This is a genomic window from Parapedobacter sp. ISTM3 (assembly GCF_016533505.1).
In the GTDB taxonomy this organism is placed as follows: Bacteria; Bacteroidota; Bacteroidia; order Sphingobacteriales; family Sphingobacteriaceae; genus Parapedobacter; species Parapedobacter luteus.
On record NZ_JAENGN010000021.1, the window covers coordinates 27499 to 51151 of the forward strand.

Genomic DNA, 23653 nt, shown 5'->3' on the forward strand with positions numbered 1-23653 from the left:
AAATGCTGTGAATAGCTCAGGTCTGAAAATTGTCGTGCATCCGCATGGCATTTATTGTTAAGTACTTTGTATTTTTATCCCCAGTATTTCATAGCTATGTTATCCACAAGTCACCGGGTGTTTTTGGAAGTGGCCGCCCATCTCAGCTTTTCCAGGGCCGCGAAATTGCTCTTCATAAGCCAGCCTGCGGTTAGCCGGCACATCAAACTTTTGGAAGAGCAATATAAATTCGCGTTGTTTGCGCGTTCGGCCAATGGCATCCAACTGACATCGGTAGGCGAAAAAGTTTACAGCTACTTGTCGGAAGCACAGGAGCTCCAACGGAAAATCGATTACGAAATCAGCACCTTGCAATCGGAACAGGCGGCAAAGGGAAACCTCTTGATCGGCGCCAGCACGACGGTCTCGCTATACATCATCCCGGCCTTGGTGTCCGGTTTCTTGCAGGAGTTTAAAAAGGTATTCATCCGGGTAGTCAACCGGAATATGGAGCATGTCATCCATGCGCTGATGAATAAGGAGATAGATCTGGGCATTGTCGAAGTGGACAATAAACTAGGTGCGTTTAGCTACGATTATTTTACCTCCGACCGTATCATTGTGGTCTGCTCCCCCTTGAATCCGATAACACGGAAAGATACATTTACCTTGGATGATTTGGTAAAGGCCCCCATTGCGCTGCGGGAAAACGGTTCCGGCACCCTCGCGGTGGTACAGCGGGAACTGGATAAAGCGGGCGTATCTATTTCAGATCTGAATACGCAGGTGCGGTTGGGCGGCACCGAGGCGCTTAAGAACTACCTGTTGGCCGATAGGTGCATCGGTTTCGTACCGCAAAGGGCCGTTGCGAAGGAACTGGCCAGCGGTGAGCTGGTCGAACTTACTATTACCGGGCTGACGTTTGAGCGCGATTTTTTCTTTGTGAGGCGAAAAGGTGATGATTTTGAGCTGACCAAGCGGTTTATCCGGTTCTGCAAGCAGCAGACCGTGACCGGCAGCCCGTCGTCCAGTAGCCTCAATGTAATTCCTGAAGCAGGATAAAAACGGCCATGCCGATGACCAGCCACCCGAAGCCTTTTTGAAGCTGCGGACCCGATACCTTGCTTGAGGCCATCAATCCCAGCGAAGCGCCCAACGTGGCAAGGGCGGTGAAAGTCAGCAAGAATGGCCACTCGATAGCGGGGTTGGGCAGGCTGCCCAGAAAGCCGATGAAGGTATTGACCGCTACAATGAACAACGTGGTGCCCATGGCTTGCTGTACGGATAGGTTGCCCAGGAATATCAGCGCAGGGATAATGAGAAAGCCGCCTCCATTGCCGACCAAACCACCCAAAGCACCAATAATGATGCCTTCGGCGATAAATAGTGGCCATGTCTTTGTAAGCGATTTGGGGTTGGCTGCCCCTGCCGCCGGTTTCCGGCGCACCATGGAGATGCCTGCCCCGAGCATCAGTGTGGCAAACAGCAAAAGGATACCCATTGGTTTTTCAAGGGGGAAACCGCCGATATGGATGACGGGGTCGGGTATCCGGGGAAGGAGCCACTTCCGCGTCAGGTATAGCGATGCTACGGAAGGCAGGCCGAAGGCACATACCATGCGCCAGTCGACCAACCGTGCCTTCCATTTGCTTGCTACGCCGATAAAGCTCGTGGTGCTCACCATAAACAGTGAGTAGGTGGTCGCGAGCAGCGGATTGATATGGAAAAGGTATACAAAAGACGGAATGGCGAGCAAAGCGCCACCACTTCCGGTAAGGCCGATAATCAGGCCAATGACCAAGGCCGAGCTGTAAGCGATCATGTGGTAAATTTGCCGCAAAGCTATGACCTCCCGGGATATCCCGGTGTTCGAGATTCGTTATCGGCTATAAGCGCTTGTTATAGCGATGGCGTCATTCATCCCGCAGGCTTTCCGCAGGATTGGCCGATGCAGCTTTTATGGCTTGGAAACCGACAGTAGCCACTGCGATGGTGAGGGCGATTAGTCCGCCTAACGCAAACACCCACCATTGGATAGTAATGCGGTAGGCAAAATCATCCAACCAGGTGTTCATCAACCACCATGTGATGGGGGTGGCAATGAGGAATGCAACGCCAACAAGTGTTACAAAATCCGCAGACAATAAACGTACAATGTTGGAGGCGGAAGCGTCGAGCACCTTGCGGATGCCGATTTCTTTCGTGCGCTGAACGATATTCAGCGATGCCAATCCCAGCAATCCCAGGCAGCCAATCATGACCGCAATGGCCGAGGCGGTCCAGATCAATTTCTGCTGGACGTACTCCGCAGCATACAACTGCTCGACCTGTTCGTCAACGAATTGGTAGTCTAACAATTCAGCAGGATAGCGGGCTTTCCACTCCTGTTCGAGGTGATCGATAAACGAGGCGATTTGTCGGCTATCCAGCTTGACGGCGATAGCCTGTATACGGTCTTTGTGGTATCCGATAACCGTCGGCTCGATGGTTTGGTGCAATGAGTGCGTGTTGTAATCGTGTACCACGCCCACAATGACGCCGGGGGCTTCGCTGTACATTCCGCCAAACAGGAGCGGCTTGCCGACGACCGCCGCTGGTTCTTCGAGGCCTAATTGCCGTACCATGGTTTCGTTGACAAGGTATTCGGCCATGGCCGCATCCGTCCGAAGGTTGCGGCCGGCTAATAAATCTATGCCAAAAGTCTGGAGGTAGGCACTGTCGGCAAAAGTGGAACGGGCAGGCCAGGTTTCCCATTCGGATCGGTCGTCGAAGCGCAAGGTGCCGCCGCGCTGGTCATGGTTGGCCGGCGAGCGGAAACAAAAGCTGTAGGATAGCACAGCGGGCTGCGCATCGAGATAGGTTTTCCATGGGCTGGGGTCTTTCGTGCCTTTAGGCAAAGCTATCATCAGCACCGAATCCCTATCAAAACCGATATCGGTGGATTGCAGGTAATGTACCTGTAGCATGATGACAAGGGTGGCCATGAGCAGGCATTGCGAGAGCGTATTCTGGATGATGACAATGGTTTTCCGCCCGCCCGAGGTGCCAAAGGCGACCTGTTGTTTCAATGCATGAAGGATATTCAGCCGACCGATTATCCAAGCTGGATATAGCCCGGCAGCCAAACCCGTAACGAGCCAAGCTGCGGCTGCTACAGGAATGAGTTGCGACCAAGGAAAAGGCGCCAATGGTTCGGCGGCGAAAAGGTGTTTGTTGGCCAACGGTAAGGCCGCAAGCAGCAAACCGATGCCAAGAAGGGTAGCAAGCGCTGCGGTACCGAGGGATTCCACCATGAATTGGCCGAACAGTTGCCCATGGCTGCCGCCAAGGGCTTTCCGGGTGCCAATTTCGGCACTACGTCGTGCATACTGGGCCAGCGAGAGGTTGACGTAGTTAAGCAGCGCCATGATCAGGATGCCCAAGCCGATGATACCCAACGTGGCCAAAAGGGATTGTTGCACGGTGCCGCCATAGCGGCTGTCGAAATGGAGGGTCGATAAGGGTTGCAAGCGGAATTGGAATTGACGGCCAGCCGCTGGACCGAAGGCTTCGTTGGTCAGCATTTGCAGTCGGTCTTCGATGTGCGAAGGAGGCGTGCCGCCCGCTAAACTTACGTATACTTGATTGGGACTATTCAGGTAACCCCAGAATGTGAAAAACTGGTCGTCCATTCCCGGAATAACCGTTTTTAAGGACGGCAAGGAGATGTAATAGTCGCTTTTCAGGCTGGTATTGGAAGGCCGGTCGTCAATGATACCCACCACTTGCAAAGGAACGTTATTTTCCACATGGATGGTCTTTCCCATGGGATCAACGGTGCCAAAGAGCCGCTTGGCAGCGGATGCCGTGAGCGCTACGGTTTGTGGCTGGTCGAGACCGGCGGAACTACCAGCGAGCCAATGATAGTCAAATAGCGCAAACCAATCGGACGAAGCGAATGCACCTTTCTTGTCAGAGCCGAAAATCCGGTCGCCGACGCGAAGGGTAAAATCTTGGTTGACCATGGCATACGCGGCATGGTCGATCCCCGCGATGTCGTTTTTCAGTGTTTGGTAGATGGCGTAGGATACCCCGCCATAGTGCTCGGTTTTTTCAAGGTGGAGATCGTACACAATGCGGTACGTGGTGTTGGCGTGTTGGTGGTGCGTGTCATAGCTCAGGTGGTAGCTGATGTACCGGTAGATAAACAGGCCGCACGCAATGGCCAAACCTAAACCAACGATGTGGATGGCCGTGTAATATTTACGCCGTTTGAGGCTTCGAAGTGCAGTTTTGATGTGGATCGTTAGCATGCTGGCCATCGGTAATCACTTTTCTTCACCCAAAGATAACAATCTTCGCCAAACAAGCGCTGGCCTTCACCGTGCAGGGAGCACTAAACAGAACGTGCCACGCTGCCAGAAACAAAAAACATTAAAAATATTTTGATATTACGAATAACTTCGTACTTTTGAAATACGAAATAAATCGTATATAAAATATGGCGCATATAAAACCAACGGAAAGCGAGTTGGAAATTTTACAGATTTTATGGGAGAAAGGTGAAGCCAGCGTGCGGGAGGTTCATGAAATTTTGGTAAAAAACAAAGATGTGGGTTATACAACCACGTTGAAGATGATGCAGATCATGCACGAGAAGGGACTGGTAAACAGGGATAGTTCAGCAAGGACGCATATCTATAGCGCCAATGTGAGCCGGGAATCGACGCAGCAACATTTGCTTGACAGGATGATTGCTAATGTGTTCAATGGATCGGCTGCGCGGTTGGTTATGCATGCATTGGGCAACAATACGGCTAGTGCGGAAGAAATAGCGGAAATAAAAAAGTACCTCGATAATTTAGAAAAGTAACGGTCATGGAAAATTTTGCACCATTGATTTTTAACGGGCTGGGGTGGGCGATCTTTCATTCGCTTTGGGTGGGGGCTGTCCTTTACGGTTTGTTGATGCTGGTATTCCAGCTAAGCAACTGGCGGGCCAAGACAAAGGCGTCACTGCTGGCGGCGGCACTGTCGGTATTGTTGACGTTTTTTTGCCTAACGTTTTTTTACGATTTGATTAATCGCATCTTGTCCAGCCAGCCCATAACGGTCACAGGCAGCGATATTGCCCTGCTCCAATTGATTGATTACGACAGCTCGGTGTCTATACAATCACATATGGAGCGTTATTTTCCTGTGGTTGCCGCGTTTTATATCCTCGGTGTGTTTTTACAATCGGTATTGGTCGTCAACGGCTTCCGGAAATTGCATGTCATCCGGAAGCAAGGGTTGCTGGAAGTGCCTGATTCGTGGAAAACGCTGTTTGCCAGTACAAAACAACAACTCGGGCTCCACAGGCCTATCGCGTTCCATCTTTCCACGCTGGTAGACCTCCCCATGGTCATCGGGCATCTAAAACCCATCATTTTATTTCCCATGGCGCTTTATACGGGTATGCGCATGGATCAGGTGGAGGCGGTACTTATCCACGAGCTGGCACACATCAAACGGAGTGATTATTTCGTGAACCTTGTCAAAACCCTAACGGAAACATTGCTGTTCTTCAACCCCTTTGTGTGGCTTATCGGCAGGATGCTGGAGGTAGAAAGGGAAAACGCCTGCGATGATGTGGTGGTGGGGTTCATGGGGCGGCCTGTGCAATACGCACGGACGCTCCTGTGGTTGGAAGAGCAACGGCAGCTGCCACGCCACAGCCTGGCTATGCAGGCCATCGATAAGAAAAAACAATTGTTACACCGTATCCAACGAATGACCAACATGGAAAAAAATTATTTGAACGCCAAGCACAAACTGGCTATCCTGACCTTGATACTTGGTTGCATCGCGTCGCTTGCCTGGGTGAAACCTTTTATAAGGGATGCGGCGCCAATTGAAACGACTGATTTACTACGCGCTACCATTGGTGAGCAGACCGGCTTTCCAGCGGATTCGGCAAAGGCAGTGACGTTCCGGTCGGTAGCAAGTGATACGGTGCCCGCGGGTAAAGAACCGTACATCACGTTCATTGGTAAAGATAGCGATACGCTGATCTTCGACGAATATGAAGACCTTCCTGACAGCCTAAAAGAGGAAGTAGATCACCGTCGTTACTTAGCCGACTCCCTCCGCATTATGTACAGCTCATCCGCTTGGAAAGAGAAAATGGATAGAATGCGGTTGTCGAAGGAAGAACGGGACAAAATAACTGCGCAGGTACAGCGGCATATCGATTCGCTGAACAAGCTTTTCGAGTCAAAAGAATGGAAGGAAAAATTTAGTGCCATCGCACAAAATACGGATGTCATCCGTAGGCAAACGGATTCCATCCGCGCTTATTTTGACTCGTCTGCATGGAAGGATAAACTGAAAGCGCATGCAGATTCGCTAAGCGCATTTTTCAATTCTTCGGAGGGAAAAAAGGCAAGGGAGCGATTGAAGCAACAACTGGAAGACAATAAAGCGAATATTACGGAATGGCGCGATATGATTATCCAGCAGGACCGGATTACGCAGCGCTACCTGGATTCTGTCAGGACATACCTGAGTTCACCGGAGTGGAAAAGCAAGATGGAAGAATGGAAGAAAGCATCAAGGGGTGATGATACCACGCTCGTGTGGCCTTCCATGACCCTTACAGGAAAGAAACACCATGTAGAACAACTCTTGGAACAAAGAAGGGTGATGCAACAGTACGAAGCACTAAACCAAGAAGCGTTGGATGCCCTGCAACAGCACTATGCAGTTGTCAGCGAGGAGCAAATGCAGCGGTACCTAAAGGCGCTTAAGCAATTTCAAGAACCGTACATCGACGGTAGTGTCAAACCTTGGGTTCGTTTGGATAGCCGGTAGGCTTACTCATCCCTTAAACTCCTCGTCGGATTGGTCAACTCGGCCATAGCATCTTGCCGACAATGTGTGATCTTCCCCTGTTTTTGCGGATTTACGTAAAAATTCTCGTTATTCCCGAAAAATTTTTGGCGTTTTGCGAAGAAAATGCGATTTTGCTTGTGAACATACTGCCCATATCAACTAACCACGATGGATAATTATGGAAAAGAATCACTCCGCTCTGAACTGGAAAAACATGTTGTGTTGGGCGCTCATTGTATTGGCTTTCGCCTGCAATAAGGATGAAACCCCAAATATTTCCTCGGATACCGATCCTGTAGTCGATGCAAGGGGCTTTTTCGACAGAAAAGGACACCCACAGCCGATAGACACCATGGGTGTGAGCTACAGGTATAAAAAGGGGGCCTTGCCCCTGTGGGATGCCGCAAAAGTGAGGCAAAGGGGAGATACCACAATCATCTTTGTGCCCGTTGTCCCGCAGGAGAATTTTTTTATCGTCAACGGCGATGGAGATGCTCAGGCGGCACTGACGCCCCAACTGCGCGCGATGAAGTGTGCGGGCAAGCCATGGTCTTTTTCACTGCTTACATATGTTCCCGAGGACGGAGGTGAACCGGTGGCCGGTTTCACAGGCACGGTACTGATCAACGACTGGTTTGAGGGGACAACCGGTTATGTGCACTTGTATGATGGAATGCCTTTACAGAAAAATGTACGGGAAAGCATCCGCAAACAGATGGGTTGGGAAACGTTTTGTTATGACAAGACGGTATACGGTTGCGTAAACGGGATATGCAAATTGTACCATGTGTCTGGCAGTACCTGCATAACGGTCTATATAGAGGATAACGATAATGGCCAAGGCCCCGTCCCTGAAGAATACGATCCGCCTGGGGGTGGGCCTCCTGTAAACAGTCCGCCACCACCGCCACCACCTACTGAAAGTTGGGACATCAACAATGAGATTGATGATCCATGCTTAGGACAGACCATAAATAAAGCTTTGGATCGATCAGAGCCAGTAATGGGTTTAATCACCGACATTATCCGTGAGTTGGACGGTGACAAAAGTGTTGAAATCAATGTAGTGGACGGCGTCACACCAAGCGGTAAGCCGGGAGAGGCGATCAATCAAGACCTAACAACCGTGGGCGGTATTCCCACTAAGTTTAGTGCGACAATTATCCTTCATGAGACTTATATGCAGGATGTGTCGCAGGAGGGAGCCGTCGCCATCTTTATTCATGAGGTACTGCACGCGTATCTCGCAAAGGCTGACCTTATCAGTGGGGCACAGACCAATCAACACCAGACTATGGCCACAAAATATGTAGCCCCTATGGCAAGTTATTTACAGGGCTTATTTGGTATATCCCAGTTCGATGCGTTTTCATTGGCTTGGAGCGGATTGACCTATACGGGTGCTTATGCCAGTGTGACTTCTTTCGATATTGGCGGAACAACTTATTCGAAAAGCGATATCGTACAGGCATCTGCAAAATACATGGGCAGAGGAGCAGATGGAAACCTGTTGAAGGGAAAAGAATTATGCGATGATTAAAAAAATGATGCGATGATGAAAACTATCGTAAAAGTTGTGCTTATCGCTTTTTGCAGCGGATCCACTGTTAGCGCTGTAGCGCAAGAGAAAAAATACATCATGGTGGACATGCTGGATAGCTTGGACAAGCGTGACGAGCGGTACAGTTTAAACCGATATACGCTGAAGACCAAGGAACTGTATGGCGTAGACGAAACCATCGAACTATACAATGTACACCTTAGTGGCCTCATTCTGTTTTCCGTCTTGCCCGACTTTACCGGCAATGAAAACTGGAGTGAAGTAACCTTGGCGGATATCCGCAATGAGGTGTTCGACGAACGGACCTTCCGCAGCACCATGGAAAAACATATTTTGTCGGAAAGCAGCACAGATAAGAAAACGATGCAGTATAGTTTGGTGAAAACAGACGATGGCAAGTATTTCAAAAGTAATTTTTGCCTGGCGGAGTTTTTTTTCATGGATGATTATCCGTCTTTATTTAATGTGCCATTCGGAACGATTAATATTCAACAGGACTTACTAAGCATTCGGCAAATGATGGATGTTTATTGGGATTCGCTCAACATACCCCAACATTGGTCTTTTCCCTTGGATGTACGGCAATTGGGAGGTACGCTTTTACTACCTAATAGACGGCTCCTCCAACGGGAGTACCTTTCAAGGGAGCTGGATATAAAAGATGAACCCGCTTACCAGTTTTGGACATTTACGGATTGGAATAGCCATGATACTTACAATCTCCATCGGGGCATTGATCGGTTCATTTACATGCCCGGCAAGGGAATAGTGGGTGGGTCGTACGATTTCTATTTCCTGTTTGAAGAAAATTGGGGTTTCATCGAAAAGGGCAGGGATAGGCATGCCAAAACCAAGGATGAACTATGGGAAAACATCCTTGAGGAAAAAGTCATGCTGGCCGAGGAGCTGAAATGAGGACATGGTGCCTGACCATCCATGACAGGGACGCGATCCAGTCATTTAACGGAACGAAGGACAATGGGAGTGCCTTCAGGTTTTGCTCGCTGCATAAACCTGGCTCACGCTATTTACAATGGTTGGTCAACGTGTCTTCGGCATAAACCTCAAATTCTTCCAAAACAAGATCAGCACCAACCAAACGACTGCACACAGCACGGTGACTTTCATATCCCGCAACATCATCAGGGCATGGATGGAAGCCGCTACCAGCAGCGAGTTCGTTTTGTCCGTGGCGTAAGCCATGATGATCGATACGATAATACATAGCAGGACGAAAATGTGAAGTCCGCCAAACGGGTCGAAGCTATCAAAAATCAACAGATGCCAAAACGCCCAAAGTATGCCGGTGATAATGCCTTTTAACCAAAAAGGTATAGTGCTCAATTTGTCGTTTAGAAACCCGCGCAGACGCTTTCTTCAAGCAGGTCGTAAATCAAGGTCGATAAGCAGAATATAAATGCCCATAGATGTGGATTCAGGCTGATGTTATTTTTGAATCCGACGACCGTATAGGCGATTAAAAAAACACTACTGAAAAGCAGGCCGGCCAGCGGCCTGTTCCCAAGCAGCGTGGTTCGCCGCTCTGTTTTGAAAAGACGGTAAGCGAGTATGCTGGCAAGTAACAGTCCAATGCCGTGATTCCAATCAAAAGGAACCTTGAGGGCAAACAACCGCATCCAAACTTCACTAATAGCATTCGCGAACTGGATCAGCAAATACGTCAACCCACAGGCAAGCAGGTAAAAAAGAGCGATGTTAGCTCATTTTATTTGGTCATTCATCCCTTAAACTCCTCGTCGGATTGGTCAACGCGGCCTTGATGGCCTGAGAACTCACGGTGAGCAGCGCGATAAACAGCGCACCGAGGCCAATGGCGGCAAACACCCACCAATGGATACCGGTATGGTAGGTGAATTTATTCAGCCAGCTGTCCATTACCCAATAAGCGATGGGGAAGGCCACAAGGCAGGCAATGCCGACGAGTGTCAGAAATTCCTTGTTGAGCAAATTGACCAACGACAATACCGACGCGCCCAATACCTTGCGGACCCCGATTTCCTTGGTACGGTTTTCGGCCATGTAGGCGGCAAGACCAAACAGGCCGAGGCACGAAATGAAAATGGTGAGGAAGGTAAAGAGACCCGCGATGTTGCTTAGTTGTTGGGTATCCCTGAACTTTGCGGCATACTCCTGATCGATAAAGCTGTAATTGAACGGTTCGTTGGGGTTATATTCTTTCAGAATTTGCCGGGTTTTATCCAGCGCGGCCTGTGTGGGCAGGCCGGGGTTGAATTTGATATGCATGACGGAAAACCAACTGTTGGCACCATACATCACGATGGGCCGGATTTGTTCAAATGGAGAACCCATGATCACGTCTTTCACCACACCGACGATGTGCCAGTCCTGCCCGTGGTCGCGGATGGTTTTGCTGATAGGCTCGTCAAGGCCCATGGCACGTTGTGCCGATTCGGTAATGAGTGCCGCGTTGGAGTCGGTGGAAAATTTGGCGAGGTCAAGGTCCCGCCCCTGTACCAGCTCCAAGCCGAGGGTTGTCACCGCTCCTTCATCGACATGGAGGCGGTCAAACGTCTGGGTGTTGTCGGGTGTCTTTCCATCCCAATCGATAAAGCCGTTGCTCCAGATGCTTGTCACGGGGGAGAGGCTCCGGGTAATTGACGTTGCTACGCTATCCTTGAGCAGCGCATGCTTAATTAGCTGAAAATTCTTGGCAATGTCGCCCGACAGGAAAACATAGATAAGGTTGTTTTTGTCATACCCGTTCTGGCGATCCTGCGCATGCTGGATTTGCTGCCGGATAATGAAAGTGGCCACCATGAGCATGATGGCGATGGTAAATTGCAGCACCACCAAAGCCTTGCGCGGGTTGACTGCCTTGTTGAACCCTTTGAACGTGCCTTTGAGCACCTTCACCGGCTTGAATCCGGAAAGGAAGAAGGCCGGATAACTTCCCGCGAGGACTCCCGTAAACAGAATTACACCCAAGATACCTGCCCAGAGTGGGATGCTACGGAAGTCGATGGCCAGCCGTGTGCCTACCAACTCACCGAAAGCAGGGAGGCTGACCAGTACAATGGCAATGGACAGTGCACCCGCAAGTGATGCCAACAGGATGGATTCGGTGAGGAACTGGCCGATGAGTGCATACCGCCGCGCACCGACGACCTTCCGCACGCCGACTTCTTTAGCGCGTCTTTCGGAGCGGGCGGTGGAAAGGTTCATAAAGTTGATGCAGGCAATGAGGAGAATGAATAAGGCAATGGCGGTAAAGAGCCGCACCATTTCAATCCGCCCTCCGGCAAGGTGGCCGTTTTCAAATTCAGCGTGCAACCACCAGTCGGGAAAGGAATGGAGGAAAATCTCGTTTTTCGTGTCGCCGTTTTTGATGGAAACATCTTGGATGTTTTGGTTTGCCTTAGCCAACTGCGCTTGGGGGGAGAGCTCCACATAGGTGGTCACGGAATTGTTGCCCCATAGATCGTCCGACTGACCGATGCGTTCCATATACGTCCACGGCAGCAGGTAATCAAACCTGAACCGCGTGTTGGTCGGTAAATTTTTCAGTATGCCCGACACCGTGGCATAGTCTGCGCTGTCGATGCGCACTTGTTGCCCGAGTACATCCGTTTTGCCAAACAGCCGCATGGCGAGTGCTTCGGTGATGACGATGTCGTTGGCGCGGGATAGCGCCATCTCCGGATTGCCAGCAACGAGCGGGAAATCAAACATGGAGAGGAACGTACTGTCCACAAACGCTCCCCCGGCGTTGGCTTGGGTTTCGTTCACGGTGAAGAGAAAACCCGTGCGGGCATAGCGGGTGGCCTGGGCGACCTCCGGATAATTGGCCACGAGCGTAGGCCCCAAGGGTTTTGGCGTGGTGGGCCAGCAGTGGAGTTCATTGTTCAGTATGCCCCGGTTCATGGCCACATACAGGCGGTCGCCTTTACTGTGGAAATTGTCGACACTCCGCTCGTGCTTCACCCACAGCAGGATGAGCAGGGCGCTGGCCAAGCCAAGGGCCAACCCAGCAATATTCAGGATGGAAAAGCCTTTGCGCCTGCCGAGGTTTCTCCATGCGATTTTGAGGTTATTTGTTATCATTTCTTTTGGTGTTCCTTTAATTTATGTCACCCATCACTCACTACCCATCACTGTTCCCTATTCATCTCTTAAACTCTTCGTCGGATTCATCAATGCTGCCTTGATGGCCTGGGAACTCACGGTAAGCAGAGCGATGACCAGCGCGCCGGCCCCAGCCAGGGCAAACACCCACCAATGCAGGTCGGTGCGGTACTGGTAATTGCTGAGCCAGTCGCTCATCATCCACCAGGCGAAGGGGAAAGCTACGGCACAGGAAACCAATACGAGCATGACAAACTCCCGGTTGAGCAGGCCGACTAACGACGAGATCGAAGCTCCCAGCACTTTGCGGATGCCCATTTCTTTGGTGCGCCGTTCAGCGGTGAAAGCGGCGAGGCCGAACAGACCGAGGCAGGAGATAATAATGGATAGCACGGCGAATACGCCCGCCAGTTTCTGGATGAGCATCTCGGATTTGAATTGCCTGTCAAATAATTCATCCAGAAATTGGTAATCAAACGGATATTCCGGATTATGCGTCTTGATGATTTTCTCGATCTGAGGAATGACCGTTGTCAAGTTGGCTCCTGCTTTTATTTTTATGTTAAGCTGGCCCCAAGGCGGTGTCTCGAACGGATAGAAAAATAGCGGCGCAGGTACGCCATACATATTGTTATAGACGAAATCCTTGACCACACCCACGATGGTAAAAGGTTTCCCATTATATATGGTCTGTCCCACTACCTTTCCGTCTGATTGGATAAGCTTAGCAAACGTCTCATTGACGATTGCACTGGCACTATCACCTAATAGCTGCGGTCTAAAATTTCGGCCATCTACCACTTCCATCCCCAGCGAGGGTACCAAATCTGCATCCGCACGAAAGTTATAAATATTCACTTGTTTGTCAGGGGCTTTCCCTTCCCAGCCCACATTCCAGGAATAGGTGCCGATATACAATATTCTTCTTTCACTTAGCCCTGCACTTTCTACCCCTCCGGTCGCGACCAACTGTTCCTTGATGGTCTCGATACGCTCTGCCATCTTCCCACGTAGGGGTGTCAGCAGGACCTGGCTACGCTCATAACCCGCATCACGTCCTTTGGCATGTTGGATTTGCTGGAAGATGATGACCGTGCAAATGATCAGCGTGATGGACATCGTATATTGGAGCACGACCAGCGCACGGCGGACAAGTCCCGCTGTCCCGACTTGTTGCTTGACACCTTTCAGTGTGGATATGGGGTTGAATGACGACAGGTAGAATGCCGGGTAAATTCCCGATAGTAGACCGCAGACCAATACGATGCCGCCCAAGAAAAAGAGGTGCGTGGGATTGAACAGATCCATCACCAGTTCCTTTTCGATCAGATTATTGAAGATTCCGATAGCAAGATGAATGAATCCAACGGCAAGCAAGGCGGATATAGCAGCCAAAATTAAAGATTCGCCCAAAAACTGACCAATAAGTGATGTCCGTGTAGCACCCACGACCTTGCGCATGCCGACTTCCTTGGTTCGCTTTTCGGAGCGTGCCGTGGCGAGGTTCATGAAGTTGATGCAAGCAATGAGCAATACCACCCAGGCAATGATGCTGAATAACCGGACGTATTTCATGCGGCCTTCCTGTTCGTTGCCGTCGCTGTCAAAGCTACTGTATAGCCGCCAACGCTCCATCGGGTAGAGCATATTGTACGTGGTCGACTGTTCGTCGCTGGATTGGCGGATGACAAAGTCGTGGAGCATGTCATTGACCTGGGCCACATCAGCCGATGGTTCCAACCCCACATAGGTCATCAATACGTTATTTCGCCACTGCCGTATCCACTGGTTTTCTTGTTCATATACCTCAAACGGGATCAGCCAATCAAATTGGAACGTGCTGTTTTTTGGAAGGTCTTTCACTACACCGGAAACTGTATAGCTTTTGTCGTTGTCGACACGCACCACCTTTCCGAATGCGGGTTCATCACCAAAAATCCGGGCAGCTGCCGATTCGGTGAGGACGACCTTATCGGGGTTGTCCATAGCCGTAGCCTTGTCACCTTCCACAAATTCCAGTGAGAAAATATCCATCAAATCCGGCTCGGCATAGTACCCTTCCTGGAAGATATTGTTGTCTCCGAAACTGAACATATTGGAGGTCATCCAGGCGACACGGGCAGCGTGCCGTATACCGGGTATTTCTGCCTTTATCGCTGGCCCCAGCAGCCCCGGTACGGCATCGGAAACATTGGTCACCCCATCTAAAGTCTGCTTTGATTTTACGATATAGCTATTTTCTTTGTTGGGAAAATTGTCATACGTCATCTCGTCCTCCACCCAAAGAAAAATGAGCGAGGCAGCGGTGATCCCTACCGCAAGACCAACGATATTAAGGAAGCTATACCCCCGGGTTTTCCAGAGGTTTCGGAAGGTGGTTTTGAAGTAATTTTTTAACATGGCTTTAAGCAATTAGCAATGAGCTTCCTGTATGATGCGGAATGCCCGAATATCGTTCCAAAAACATAATGGATTGGTTCTTAGTGTTTTTTGTTTGCAAGAGAGATGGTTGGTGTTCGGAACCGGACACTGCATGTTCGATATCGGACGGTCTTAAGCGGCAAGGGCTGGGCTGTTGTGAAAAAGTCCGGATTTTGGAAACAAGGCTGCATTTTGTGTGTTTATAACCACGGCAACCGTGCAAAAAAGCACTTTTTTTATTCATCGGTGTTGTGTACGATATCTGGACTAAAACATGGAAAATTTACAACTTTTTTTGGTCGATGCTCCGGCGTGGCTGTGGAACTTGGTTTTGTTTGGGTTGGCTGTCGCTGTCGGATTGTTATTCAAACTGATAATGATTCCTGTTATCCGTTGGAAAGCTGTTGACGACGGACGATATTCGCTTTTCCGATCAGCTGTACGGCATTTAAATAAAGTGATTAATGTGTTTTTGCCGATTTTGTTTCTCAATGCCTTAAAACCGTTTATGCGATTATCGCCCCGATGGGCAGGGGTAGTCGACCAGGTAATTGAAATTTTGTTTATGGTGTGTTTCGCCATCATCGTCATCCGTATCATCCGCATTGCGGAAGATAATGTCAATCACCGGTTTGACTATCACGCAGCGGATAACCTCAAAGCGCGTAAAATCCGTACACAGACCCAATTTATCCGGAAGCTATTGGTTGTTTTGGTGGTGGTGGTCACGCTTGCAACGGTTTTGCTGACCTTCGAGAGCATGCAGAAAATCGGCGCGGGATTGCTTACCGGCGTAGGGCTTGGTGGTATCATTATCGGCTTTGCGGCTCAAAAATCATTGGGGAACCTGTTGGCGGGATTCCAAATAGCTTTCACGCAGCCCATCCGCATCGATGATGTGTTGGTAGTGGAGGGTGAATGGGGAAAAATTGAGGAGATTACACTGACCTATGTAGTGCTTAATATTTGGGATAAGCGGCGCCTAATTTTACCTATTCAATATTTTATCGAACGGCCGTTCCAAAACTGGACGCGTACATCGGCCGAGATCCTGGGTACGGTATTTATTCATACGGATTTTACGGTATCCGTTGACGTGGTGCGTGACGAGCTCACACGGTTGCTGACGGGGCATGAATTGTGGGATGGCCAGGTCAATGTCGTTCATGTGACCGATGTCAAAGAACAGACCATGGAAATCCGAGCATTAATGAGCTGCCGTAACTCTGGTGAGGCGTGGGAACTGCGGTGCTATGTGCGCGAAAAGCTAATTGCCTTCTTGCAGGAGCGTTATCCGCAAAGCCTTTCGCGTACCCGTGTCGAGCTGGTTGAGCATTAGGGGAAGACGACCGCGCAGGAGACCAACGCGGGCATGAATTTCTGCTTGTTTACAGCTATTGGATTTTGGCCTAAGCGCGTGAACGGAGTGAGCGTGCCAGCCAAAATCCAATAGCTGTAAACATCGTGAGTCGCTCAAAATCTGAAATTTGTTGCGCACCAAGTTGTAGTATTGGTAATACAAATCACTTTGGTTAGTTTTGCGTACCCGTAATGAGACACTAGCTAAGCGCCAACGAATTTAACTGCCAAAGGTAAAGATGGACGATCGTGACCGTATTAATGACCAGACCTTGCTGAAGGCGCTCTGTGCTGGTGATAAAAAGGCGTTTACGGCGATCTATGAAGCGTATCATGCTAATTTGTATGTGTATGCGTTCAAGCTCGTAGCCGATGCGGACGAAGCGGCAGATATCGTGCAGGACGTGTTTATCTATATTTGGGAGAAACGTGTCGAGCTCTTGATACGAGGGCCTTTGCTTCCTTATCTTTATCAATGTGTCAGGCATCGGTTCTTAAACCTGACCGATCATCGCAAAGTACAGGAGAAGTTTGCCAATTATGTACAGCATGGTATAGCCAATGGCGTGGACACCATCAGCAGCCATATCGCAGAGAAAGAACTGATAAGTTACCTGGATAGTGTGGTCGCAGGGTTCTCCAAGCGTATGGGGGAAGTGTTTCTTCTCAAACAGGAGGGGTTGAGCAATGAAGAGATAGCGGATCGCCTGCAATTGTCTGTAAAAACCGTAAAAAACCTATCAAGTGAATCAATAAAACGTCTTAAACTGAAATTAACGCGGATCATTGTCGTGTTTTTTTCGATAATTCTGTTGCTTTTTTAAAAAAATAGGAAAAAAATCGGGATTTTTTAATGGGTTCGCTTCCATAGCAAATGAAGGCCAGGATGCCGGAACGCATGGAACATAACAGGGCAAAAGAACTTTTGGAAAGGTACAGGTCAGGCCTGTGCTCAGCTGAAGAGCGGGAAATGGTGGAAAGCCACTTTGCGCGTTATATCAGGGACAACGACCAACTGCCTAGCCTCGACGATTGGATACGGGTTGAACGGAATATGTATGAAGCGATGCAAGCGCGGATACACCGGCCGCCGTTCAACGGGCGGCTATTGTGGATGTATTCGGCCGCGGCTCTGGTGATCGTATCGGCGGTAGCGTTGCTGTTTTATTCACTGGTCCGCCAGCCCTCAGCGGAGCAGCATGTTGCTGGCAGTCGTCCAGCGGATGTTGATCCGGGAACGGAACGGGCGGTGCTAACATTGGCCGACGGGAGGAAAATCGCGTTGGACGAGGCGGGTATAGGGCAATTGGCGACAGAGGGCGGAGTCATCATCAATAAAACCGCTGACGGCCAGATTTTATACGAAGCAAACGAACAGGAAGGAAGTGCGCTCGCGTTCAATACAGTGGAAACGCCTAAGGGAGGGTATTTTAAAATTGTCCTTCCGGATGGAACGGGCGTGTGGCTTAATGCTGCATCGTTGTTGAAATATCCTAACCACTTCTCGGGGCATGAACGTCGTGTGGAACTTCAAGGAGAGGCCTACTTCGAGGTGGCAAGCCAATATTCGGCGGCCTCTGAGCGCGTCAAAATGCCTTTTGTTGTCGCGACGGCGACACAGGAGGTGGAAGTACTGGGCACGCAGTTTAATCTTAACGCTTATCCGGACGAGCCGGATGTCAAAACGACGTTGTTGGAGGGGACTGTACGTGTTTCCGACCGTGAAGGGCGGCTTTCGAAAACCCTTCGTCCCGGCGAGCAGGCGGTTTTTGCAGGCGGGGAACTTTTGACCCACCCAGTGGATGCGGAGGCGGCAGTCGCGTGGAAAAACAACCTGTTCCTGTTTTATCATGCGGATTTGGCTACCATCATCCGGCAGATCGAACGTTGGTATGACGTCGAATTTGATTATGCGAGCCTTCCTAAAACGGGGAGGCTTTATGGCGAGATTTCGAGGGACAAAAAGCTTTCGGTAGTGTTGGCAGCGCTAAGTGAATACACCGGACTGCACTTTGATTTGGAAGGAAGGAGGGTTGCCGTGATACCGTAGACCTTGACTCACTATTACCGTACGCTAAGCTGCCTAAGCAGTGGCTGGAACCGCTACCAACAGTCCCAGCCGTAGTCTGGCTGCATTAGATCTGATTTTTTACGAATAGAACAGAACTCCATAACCAAACATAACAAATGTATGAAATATGTTTCTTACCTCGGGGCTGCCGTGTGTAATTTGACGCGAGTTATTGCCTCCTGCGGCGAGCAGCTCCGTAGATGCTCATTAGCCATGAAATTAACCCCTTTATTTTTATTGGTTTTCGCGTTGAATACCCTGGCGGTCAACAGTCTTGCCCAAAAGGTGAACATCCACGCGAACAATACGCCACTTGAACGTGTTTTGCGTGAAATCAGGAAGCAAAGTGGCTATGACTTTTTATTCCGTGAGGAGTACTTAAGCCAATTCAGACCGGTGACCATAAACGTGTCGCAGATGGAGATCGGTGATTTATTGCCTATCTTGTTTGCCGACCAGCCCTTTGACTATAAAGTCAACGAAAAACTGATTACGCTCAGTCCTAAACGTCGGGCCGCCGGCCCTCTGGAGGTAACAGCCCAGACGAGCGTCCAAGGTACGGTAAGGGATAGCCTCGGCAATGCGCTGGCAGGCGTGAGTGTGCATATTGCAGGCACCAATAAAGGTGTGGTCACCGATCAGGCTGGCCGGTTTTCGATAGCAGACGTTCAGTCGGGTGCGACCTTGGTCTTTTCGTCAACGGGATACCAGACCCGTGAAATTGTTGTGGGTACGCAAACAACCTATGATGTCGTGTTATCCCAGATCTCCCAAGAAATAGATGAAGTGATCGTCGTCGCATATGGTACCGCAAAAAAGCGCGACTTCACAGGCTCCGTTGCGTCTATTTCGGCTGACAACATCAAACAGCAGCAGGCTGCCACTATTTCGCAGGCGCTGGAAGGAGCGGTAGCCGGCGTACAGCTAAATACGGAGAGTGGACAACCCGGCCGAGATGCTCGTATCCGTGTACGGGGTATGGGAAGCATTAATGCGTCAAACGATCCGTTGATTGTCGTGGATGGTGCGGTTTCCAACTTACCATTGTCTTCCTTAAATCCCGATGATGTAGAATCGATTGTGGTGTCGAAAGATGCCGCCGCCAACTCCATTTACGGTTCGCGCGCCGCCAACGGATTAATCCTCGTAACGACAAAAAAGGGCAAATTGGGGAAACCGAAAATAGGGGTAGACTTCCGTTGGGGCGGTGTCAGTCAAGGTGTGCCAGATTTCGAGGTGATACGCGATCCGGCAACCTATTATGAATATACGTGGAAAGGCATATATAATTATATGCGATACATACAAGGGCATACCGACGAGGACGCCCGCCAGTATGCAAGCAGCAACCTGTTCACGGCAAATGGGGCAAGTAATACAGGCAATGGGCTTGGCAATTACATGGCCTACCGGATTCCTGAAGGAACGACCTTGATTGATCCCGCCACGGGCAGGATCCGCTCGGATGCGCAACTGCTTTATCACGATGATTGGCAGGATTATTTCCTGAAGACGGCTTTCCGCCAGGAATATAATGCAAACGTCAGTGGCGCAACCGAAAATACGGATTATTTTGTATCACTGGGTATGTTGAAGAATCCATCGTTTGTCATGGGCTCGGATTTCGACAGGCACTCGGCAAGGTTGAACTTGAATACCAAGATCGCTCCGTGGCTGAAGGGTGGAGGCAACATGTCCTATTCAAAAACCTATACCAACGAGCCGCAGGGGTATACCGGAGGTACAGTGAATACCAACATTTTTACTTTCATGAATCTTTTTGCGCCGACATATCCGATTTACGCGTATGATCGCGATGGCAACGTCATCCGGAATGCCAATGGAAACCCAACGTTTGACCTCGGGACCAACCAGACGTATTCGCCGTACGGCCCGACAAGCCGCAACGCATTCAATGGATATTCGCCGGCAGTCTATTTTGAGAAAGACCTGACGGAAAATACCAACGATTATTTTTCTGGAAGGGGATACCTGGAAGCAACGTTTTTGAAGGACTTTACGTTGAAAGCGGACATCTCCGTAGATAATCAATACCGCCAGTACAGGGCTTATGGAAATAACGAGAGCGGTACTGCGGCGCGTGACTACGGGGGGACGATCGAGGGGTGGTGGGCCAAGGCCATGACCATCAATGCCACGCAATTGCTGACGTGGAACAAAACATTCGGCCAACACAACGTTGATGCGTTGTTCGGGCATGAGTTTAATAAGTACCGGTATGATGAGATGCGAGGCACCAAATACCGGATGTTTGCACTGGATAATCCAAGTATGGGCAACGCCGTGAGGGTGTTGTCGTTGAATGGCCAAGAACGTGAGAATGCCTTGGAAGGGTACTTCAGCCGGTTTAACTACAATTTTGCGGGCAAGTACTACCTTTCGGCGAGCCTGCGGACTGACGGTTCATCTTACTTCCGAGGCAACCGCTGGGGTACATTTTGGTCGCTGGGCGGTGCCTACCGCATTGCCGAAGAAGCTTTCATCAAAGATAACATCGCATGGATAAACGATTTGCGGCTGCGGGGCAGCTATGGTGTACAGGGCAACAATGGGGTGCCGGCATCGACGCAATACGCTTGGACAAATACATACCTGCTTTCTGGTGTGGGCAGTATAACCGATGCGGAGTTTGCCTTGGCTGCAAACACCTGGGGCGATCCGTCGATCACATGGGAATCGAACCAGATTCTTGATTTGGGATTGGACTTTCGTCTCTGGAACCGCTTTTATGGTACGGTAGATTACTTCCGCCGTAAAACGGTGGATATGCTGTTGGCGGTATCGTATCCGGCTTCGGCCGGCCGTTCGGGCGCGTTGCAGAACGTAGGTAAATTGTTGAATACCGGATTGGAGCTTGAACTCGGCGTGGACATCATCCGTCATGAAAACCTCCACTGGTCATTCAATGTCAATGCATCGCGTTACCGGACCAAATTGCTGGAAATTCCTGATAACATGGGATCGCGCGACCTTGATGGGGGGTACCTTTCCGGTAACTACCTGCGCAGGGCAGGTACTGATTATTTCAACTTGTATATGTACCGGTATGCGGGCGTGGATCCGGAGACGGGGTTGGGCATGTTGTACAAGCGCCTGAACGAGTCTGATTTGGCCAACTATCCGGGACATGCGGCAGGCGATATCGTGACCACCACCGTAGGCTCCGAGGCGACGCGCTTTGAATTGGGTACTGCGACACCCGATTGGGTTGGCGGCGTGTCTACCAACGTGCGTTACAAAAATTTCGATATCGGTGTGGTGGCCAGCTGGCAGCTGGGCGGCAAGGTGGTGTCACGTACATATCAAAATCTGGTTTCGCAAACCATCGGCCGTGGTGTGCACGTGGATATGCTGAACGCGTGGACGCCTGATAACCCGAATTCAAACATCCCCTTGCGTGCATTGGGTGGCACGAACTTCGGCGTGTCGCCGATTGGAGGCGGAGAGGGCCAGTATTCGGATTTCAGCCTGTTCGACGCGGATTATTTCAACTTGCGGACAATTAACCTCGGGTATCGGTTATCGCCCGCGCTAGCCCGGCGGTTGTTCTTGGAAGGGGTACGCATCTATGTCGCAGCGGAAAATTTGTTCTTTGTTTCGGCAAAGAAGGGGCTGGATCCGCGCCAAGTGGTCGATGGTACGACCATCAACCCGTTCAACTACCCGCAAACGAAGGCGATATCATTGGGACTTAACATTAGCATTTAACTAGAATAAATTCGTGCAATGAAGAAGATACGTTATATAATGCTTGGCGCCGCGTTGCTTATGGCCGGTGCGTGCAGTGATCAGTTGGATATCAATCCGACAGGCAACCGGATTACCGAGGAAGACATCCAACGGCTGGTGAAGGAGGACCCGGATTTGGTGTTGGAACCCATGCTGAATACGATGGTGGCTGCTATCAATACTTATACGTTTGCTAATTCGGTGGATACACGCAATTGGCCGGTGATGAATATCCTGCTCAGCCTGAAAGGCAATGATATGGTGCTGGCCAACCGGAACGGAACGTGGTTGGTGAACGATTATGAACTACGGGCATACCGGGAAGAAAGCACGGCGAGGGTCGCCGTATATTGGGGGACGCTGTATAAATATGTTTATTATGCCAATGAGATTTTGGGCTTGATACCACCGGATGTGGATTTGAACACGGCTGATGGCTCGAACGAGAAAATCATGCGGTATAAGGCGGCCGCACTGACGATGCGTGCGTTTTCCTATACGTATTTGATGTGGCTCTACCAAGATGATTACTTGCATGGCGGCGCTGAAAAACCAGGCGTGCTCTTGCACTTGGATAATAACGATCCGTTTAAAGATCGGGCGCCGGCTTCGGCGGTGTGGGCTCAGGTGATTGCGGATGCCACGGAAGCTGTACGGCTGTTTGAGGCCGCAGGGTCATACAAGACGGAAGATCGGACGGATATCGACGGCTCCGTTGCAAGTGTCGTATTAGCTCGCGCGGCGCTGACCATGGGCGACTGGAGCACGGCTATCGCTGCGGCTGATAAGGTAATCGCTGCCTATCCCATGCTGATGAATGAGGCGCAATATACAACCTCGGGGATGACCGTGCTGGACAACGAGGCTATTTTCGGGTATGAAGTGGATGTGAATTCAAGTAGAGGTACCTCGTCATTCCCCGGATGGATGAACCCTTGGGGAGAAGGTGGATATGGTGGTTCGCAGGGGTCATGGGTAGCTATTGACCAGCGGCTTTATGACCAGATTCCGGAAACCGACTATCGCAAAGCGAATTTCGTAAGCGAGGACTATATCGAATTTACCTACCCCTCGTCGGGCGCAACCATCCACTATCCGAAGTATGCCAGCACCAAGTTTGCCGCTGGTATCATTTCTGGACAGACAACCGCCTATTACCAGAACGAAATTTACATGCGGGCGTCGGAAATGCTATTGGTAAAGGCTGAAGCGGAAGCCCGAGCAGGCAATGACGAAGCCGCCCAACGAACACTTTTTCAGTTGGTATCACAGCGCGATCCCGCTTACACCCAGTCTACCAATACGGGAGAGGCGCTGTTTGCCGAAATTCGGCTGCACCGCCGGATTGAATTGTGGGGCGAGGGCGGATTTGAGTTTTATGACAATAAACGCTGGAATCTGCCGGTAGATCGGACCGGCTCAGCGAACCATGTGTATAAGGAGGTCACCCTGACTCCACAACGGGATTATACATTGCAGCTCCCGCTGGAAAGCGAACTGCTGCTTAATCCGAATATTACGCAACAAAATCCTTAAACGTCGTTGTTAAAAAAAAG

General features: G+C 50.2%; 16 protein-coding genes. 10 read left to right on the forward strand and 6 right to left on the reverse strand.

The genetic code is table 11. The features are described from left to right. Positions 1–96 precede the first annotated feature (96 nt). On the forward strand, positions 97–1041 hold the full coding sequence (locus tag JHJ32_RS20515) for a LysR family transcriptional regulator (RefSeq protein ID WP_200122242.1): 945 nt from the start codon (positions 97–99) through the stop codon (positions 1039–1041). Here the strand turns inward: JHJ32_RS20515 and JHJ32_RS20520 are convergent. Both JHJ32_RS20520 and JHJ32_RS20525 read right to left on the reverse strand, forming a co-directional pair. Next, positions 1016–1801, reverse strand: a complete 786-nt coding sequence (locus JHJ32_RS20520) for a sulfite exporter TauE/SafE family protein (protein WP_200122243.1) — start codon at positions 1799–1801, stop codon at positions 1016–1018. The genes JHJ32_RS20515 and JHJ32_RS20520 overlap by 26 nt on opposite strands. A 91-nt stretch (positions 1802–1892) precedes the next feature. Beyond that, a complete protein-coding gene (locus JHJ32_RS20525) occupies positions 1893–4280 on the reverse strand; it encodes an FtsX-like permease family protein (RefSeq protein ID WP_200122244.1) in 2388 nt (795 codons plus the stop codon). 179 nt (positions 4281–4459) lie between these two features. On the opposite strand from JHJ32_RS20525, the gene JHJ32_RS20530 reads away from it, so the two are divergent. The 4 genes from JHJ32_RS20530 (at position 4460) to JHJ32_RS20545 (ending at position 9307) form a co-directional block, all read left to right on the forward strand. Then, complete coding sequence (locus JHJ32_RS20530; RefSeq protein WP_079717853.1) at positions 4460–4831, forward strand: BlaI/MecI/CopY family transcriptional regulator; 372 nt, start codon at positions 4460–4462, stop codon at positions 4829–4831. Between the two features lie 5 nt (positions 4832–4836). Continuing rightward, positions 4837–6810 (forward strand): M56 family metallopeptidase, encoded by a 1974-nt coding sequence (locus tag JHJ32_RS20535; protein WP_200122245.1) that lies wholly within the window; start codon positions 4837–4839, stop codon positions 6808–6810. A 199-nt stretch (positions 6811–7009) separates the two neighbouring features. Next, positions 7010–8371: a hypothetical protein gene (locus tag JHJ32_RS20540; protein WP_200122246.1), complete on the forward strand. Its 1362-nt coding sequence runs from the start codon at positions 7010–7012 to the stop codon at positions 8369–8371. A gap of 12 nt (positions 8372–8383) precedes the next feature. Continuing rightward, a complete protein-coding gene (locus JHJ32_RS20545) occupies positions 8384–9307 on the forward strand; it encodes a hypothetical protein (RefSeq protein ID WP_200122247.1) in 924 nt (307 codons plus the stop codon). A 126-nt stretch (positions 9308–9433) separates the two neighbouring features. Here the strand turns inward: JHJ32_RS20545 and JHJ32_RS20550 are convergent, their stop codons facing one another. The 4 genes from JHJ32_RS20550 to JHJ32_RS20565 form a co-directional block, all read right to left on the reverse strand. After that, on the reverse strand, positions 9434–9736 hold the full coding sequence (locus tag JHJ32_RS20550; protein ID WP_200122248.1) for a type II CAAX prenyl endopeptidase Rce1 family protein: 303 nt from the start codon (positions 9734–9736) through the stop codon (positions 9434–9436). A gap of 8 nt (positions 9737–9744) precedes the next feature. Further along, positions 9745–10029 (reverse strand): hypothetical protein, encoded by a 285-nt coding sequence (locus JHJ32_RS20555; RefSeq protein ID WP_200122249.1) that lies wholly within the window; start codon positions 10027–10029, stop codon positions 9745–9747. Between the two features lie 97 nt (positions 10030–10126). After that, positions 10127–12475: an ABC transporter permease gene (locus JHJ32_RS20560; protein ID WP_200122250.1), complete on the reverse strand. Its 2349-nt coding sequence runs from the start codon at positions 12473–12475 to the stop codon at positions 10127–10129. Positions 12476–12532: 57 nt separating this feature from the next. Further along, positions 12533–14896 (reverse strand): ABC transporter permease, encoded by a 2364-nt coding sequence (locus JHJ32_RS20565; RefSeq protein ID WP_200122251.1) that lies wholly within the window; start codon positions 14894–14896, stop codon positions 12533–12535. Between the two features lie 295 nt (positions 14897–15191). Here JHJ32_RS20565 and JHJ32_RS20570 point away from each other — a divergent pair, with 295 nt between their 5' ends. The 5 genes from JHJ32_RS20570 (at position 15192) to JHJ32_RS20590 (ending at position 23633) form a co-directional block, all read left to right on the forward strand. Beyond that, on the forward strand, positions 15192–16256 hold the full coding sequence (locus tag JHJ32_RS20570; RefSeq protein WP_200122252.1) for a mechanosensitive ion channel family protein: 1065 nt from the start codon (positions 15192–15194) through the stop codon (positions 16254–16256). Between the two features lie 259 nt (positions 16257–16515). Continuing rightward, on the forward strand, positions 16516–17100 hold the full coding sequence (locus tag JHJ32_RS20575) for an RNA polymerase sigma factor (RefSeq protein ID WP_200122253.1): 585 nt from the start codon (positions 16516–16518) through the stop codon (positions 17098–17100). A 74-nt stretch (positions 17101–17174) separates the two neighbouring features. Continuing rightward, positions 17175–18326 carry a FecR family protein gene (locus tag JHJ32_RS20580; protein ID WP_233632783.1) on the forward strand — a complete coding sequence of 384 codons (1152 nt, stop codon included), beginning with the start codon at positions 17175–17177 and terminating at the stop codon, positions 18324–18326. Between the two features lie 141 nt (positions 18327–18467). Continuing rightward, positions 18468–22076 (forward strand): TonB-dependent receptor, encoded by a 3609-nt coding sequence (locus JHJ32_RS20585; protein ID WP_200122255.1) that lies wholly within the window; start codon positions 18468–18470, stop codon positions 22074–22076. Positions 22077–22094: 18 nt separating this feature from the next. Next, the gene (locus tag JHJ32_RS20590; protein WP_200122256.1) at positions 22095–23633 is read left to right on the forward strand and encodes a RagB/SusD family nutrient uptake outer membrane protein; all 1539 of its coding nucleotides are present in this window, start codon (positions 22095–22097) and stop codon (positions 23631–23633) included. Positions 23634–23653: the final 20 nt, after the last annotated feature.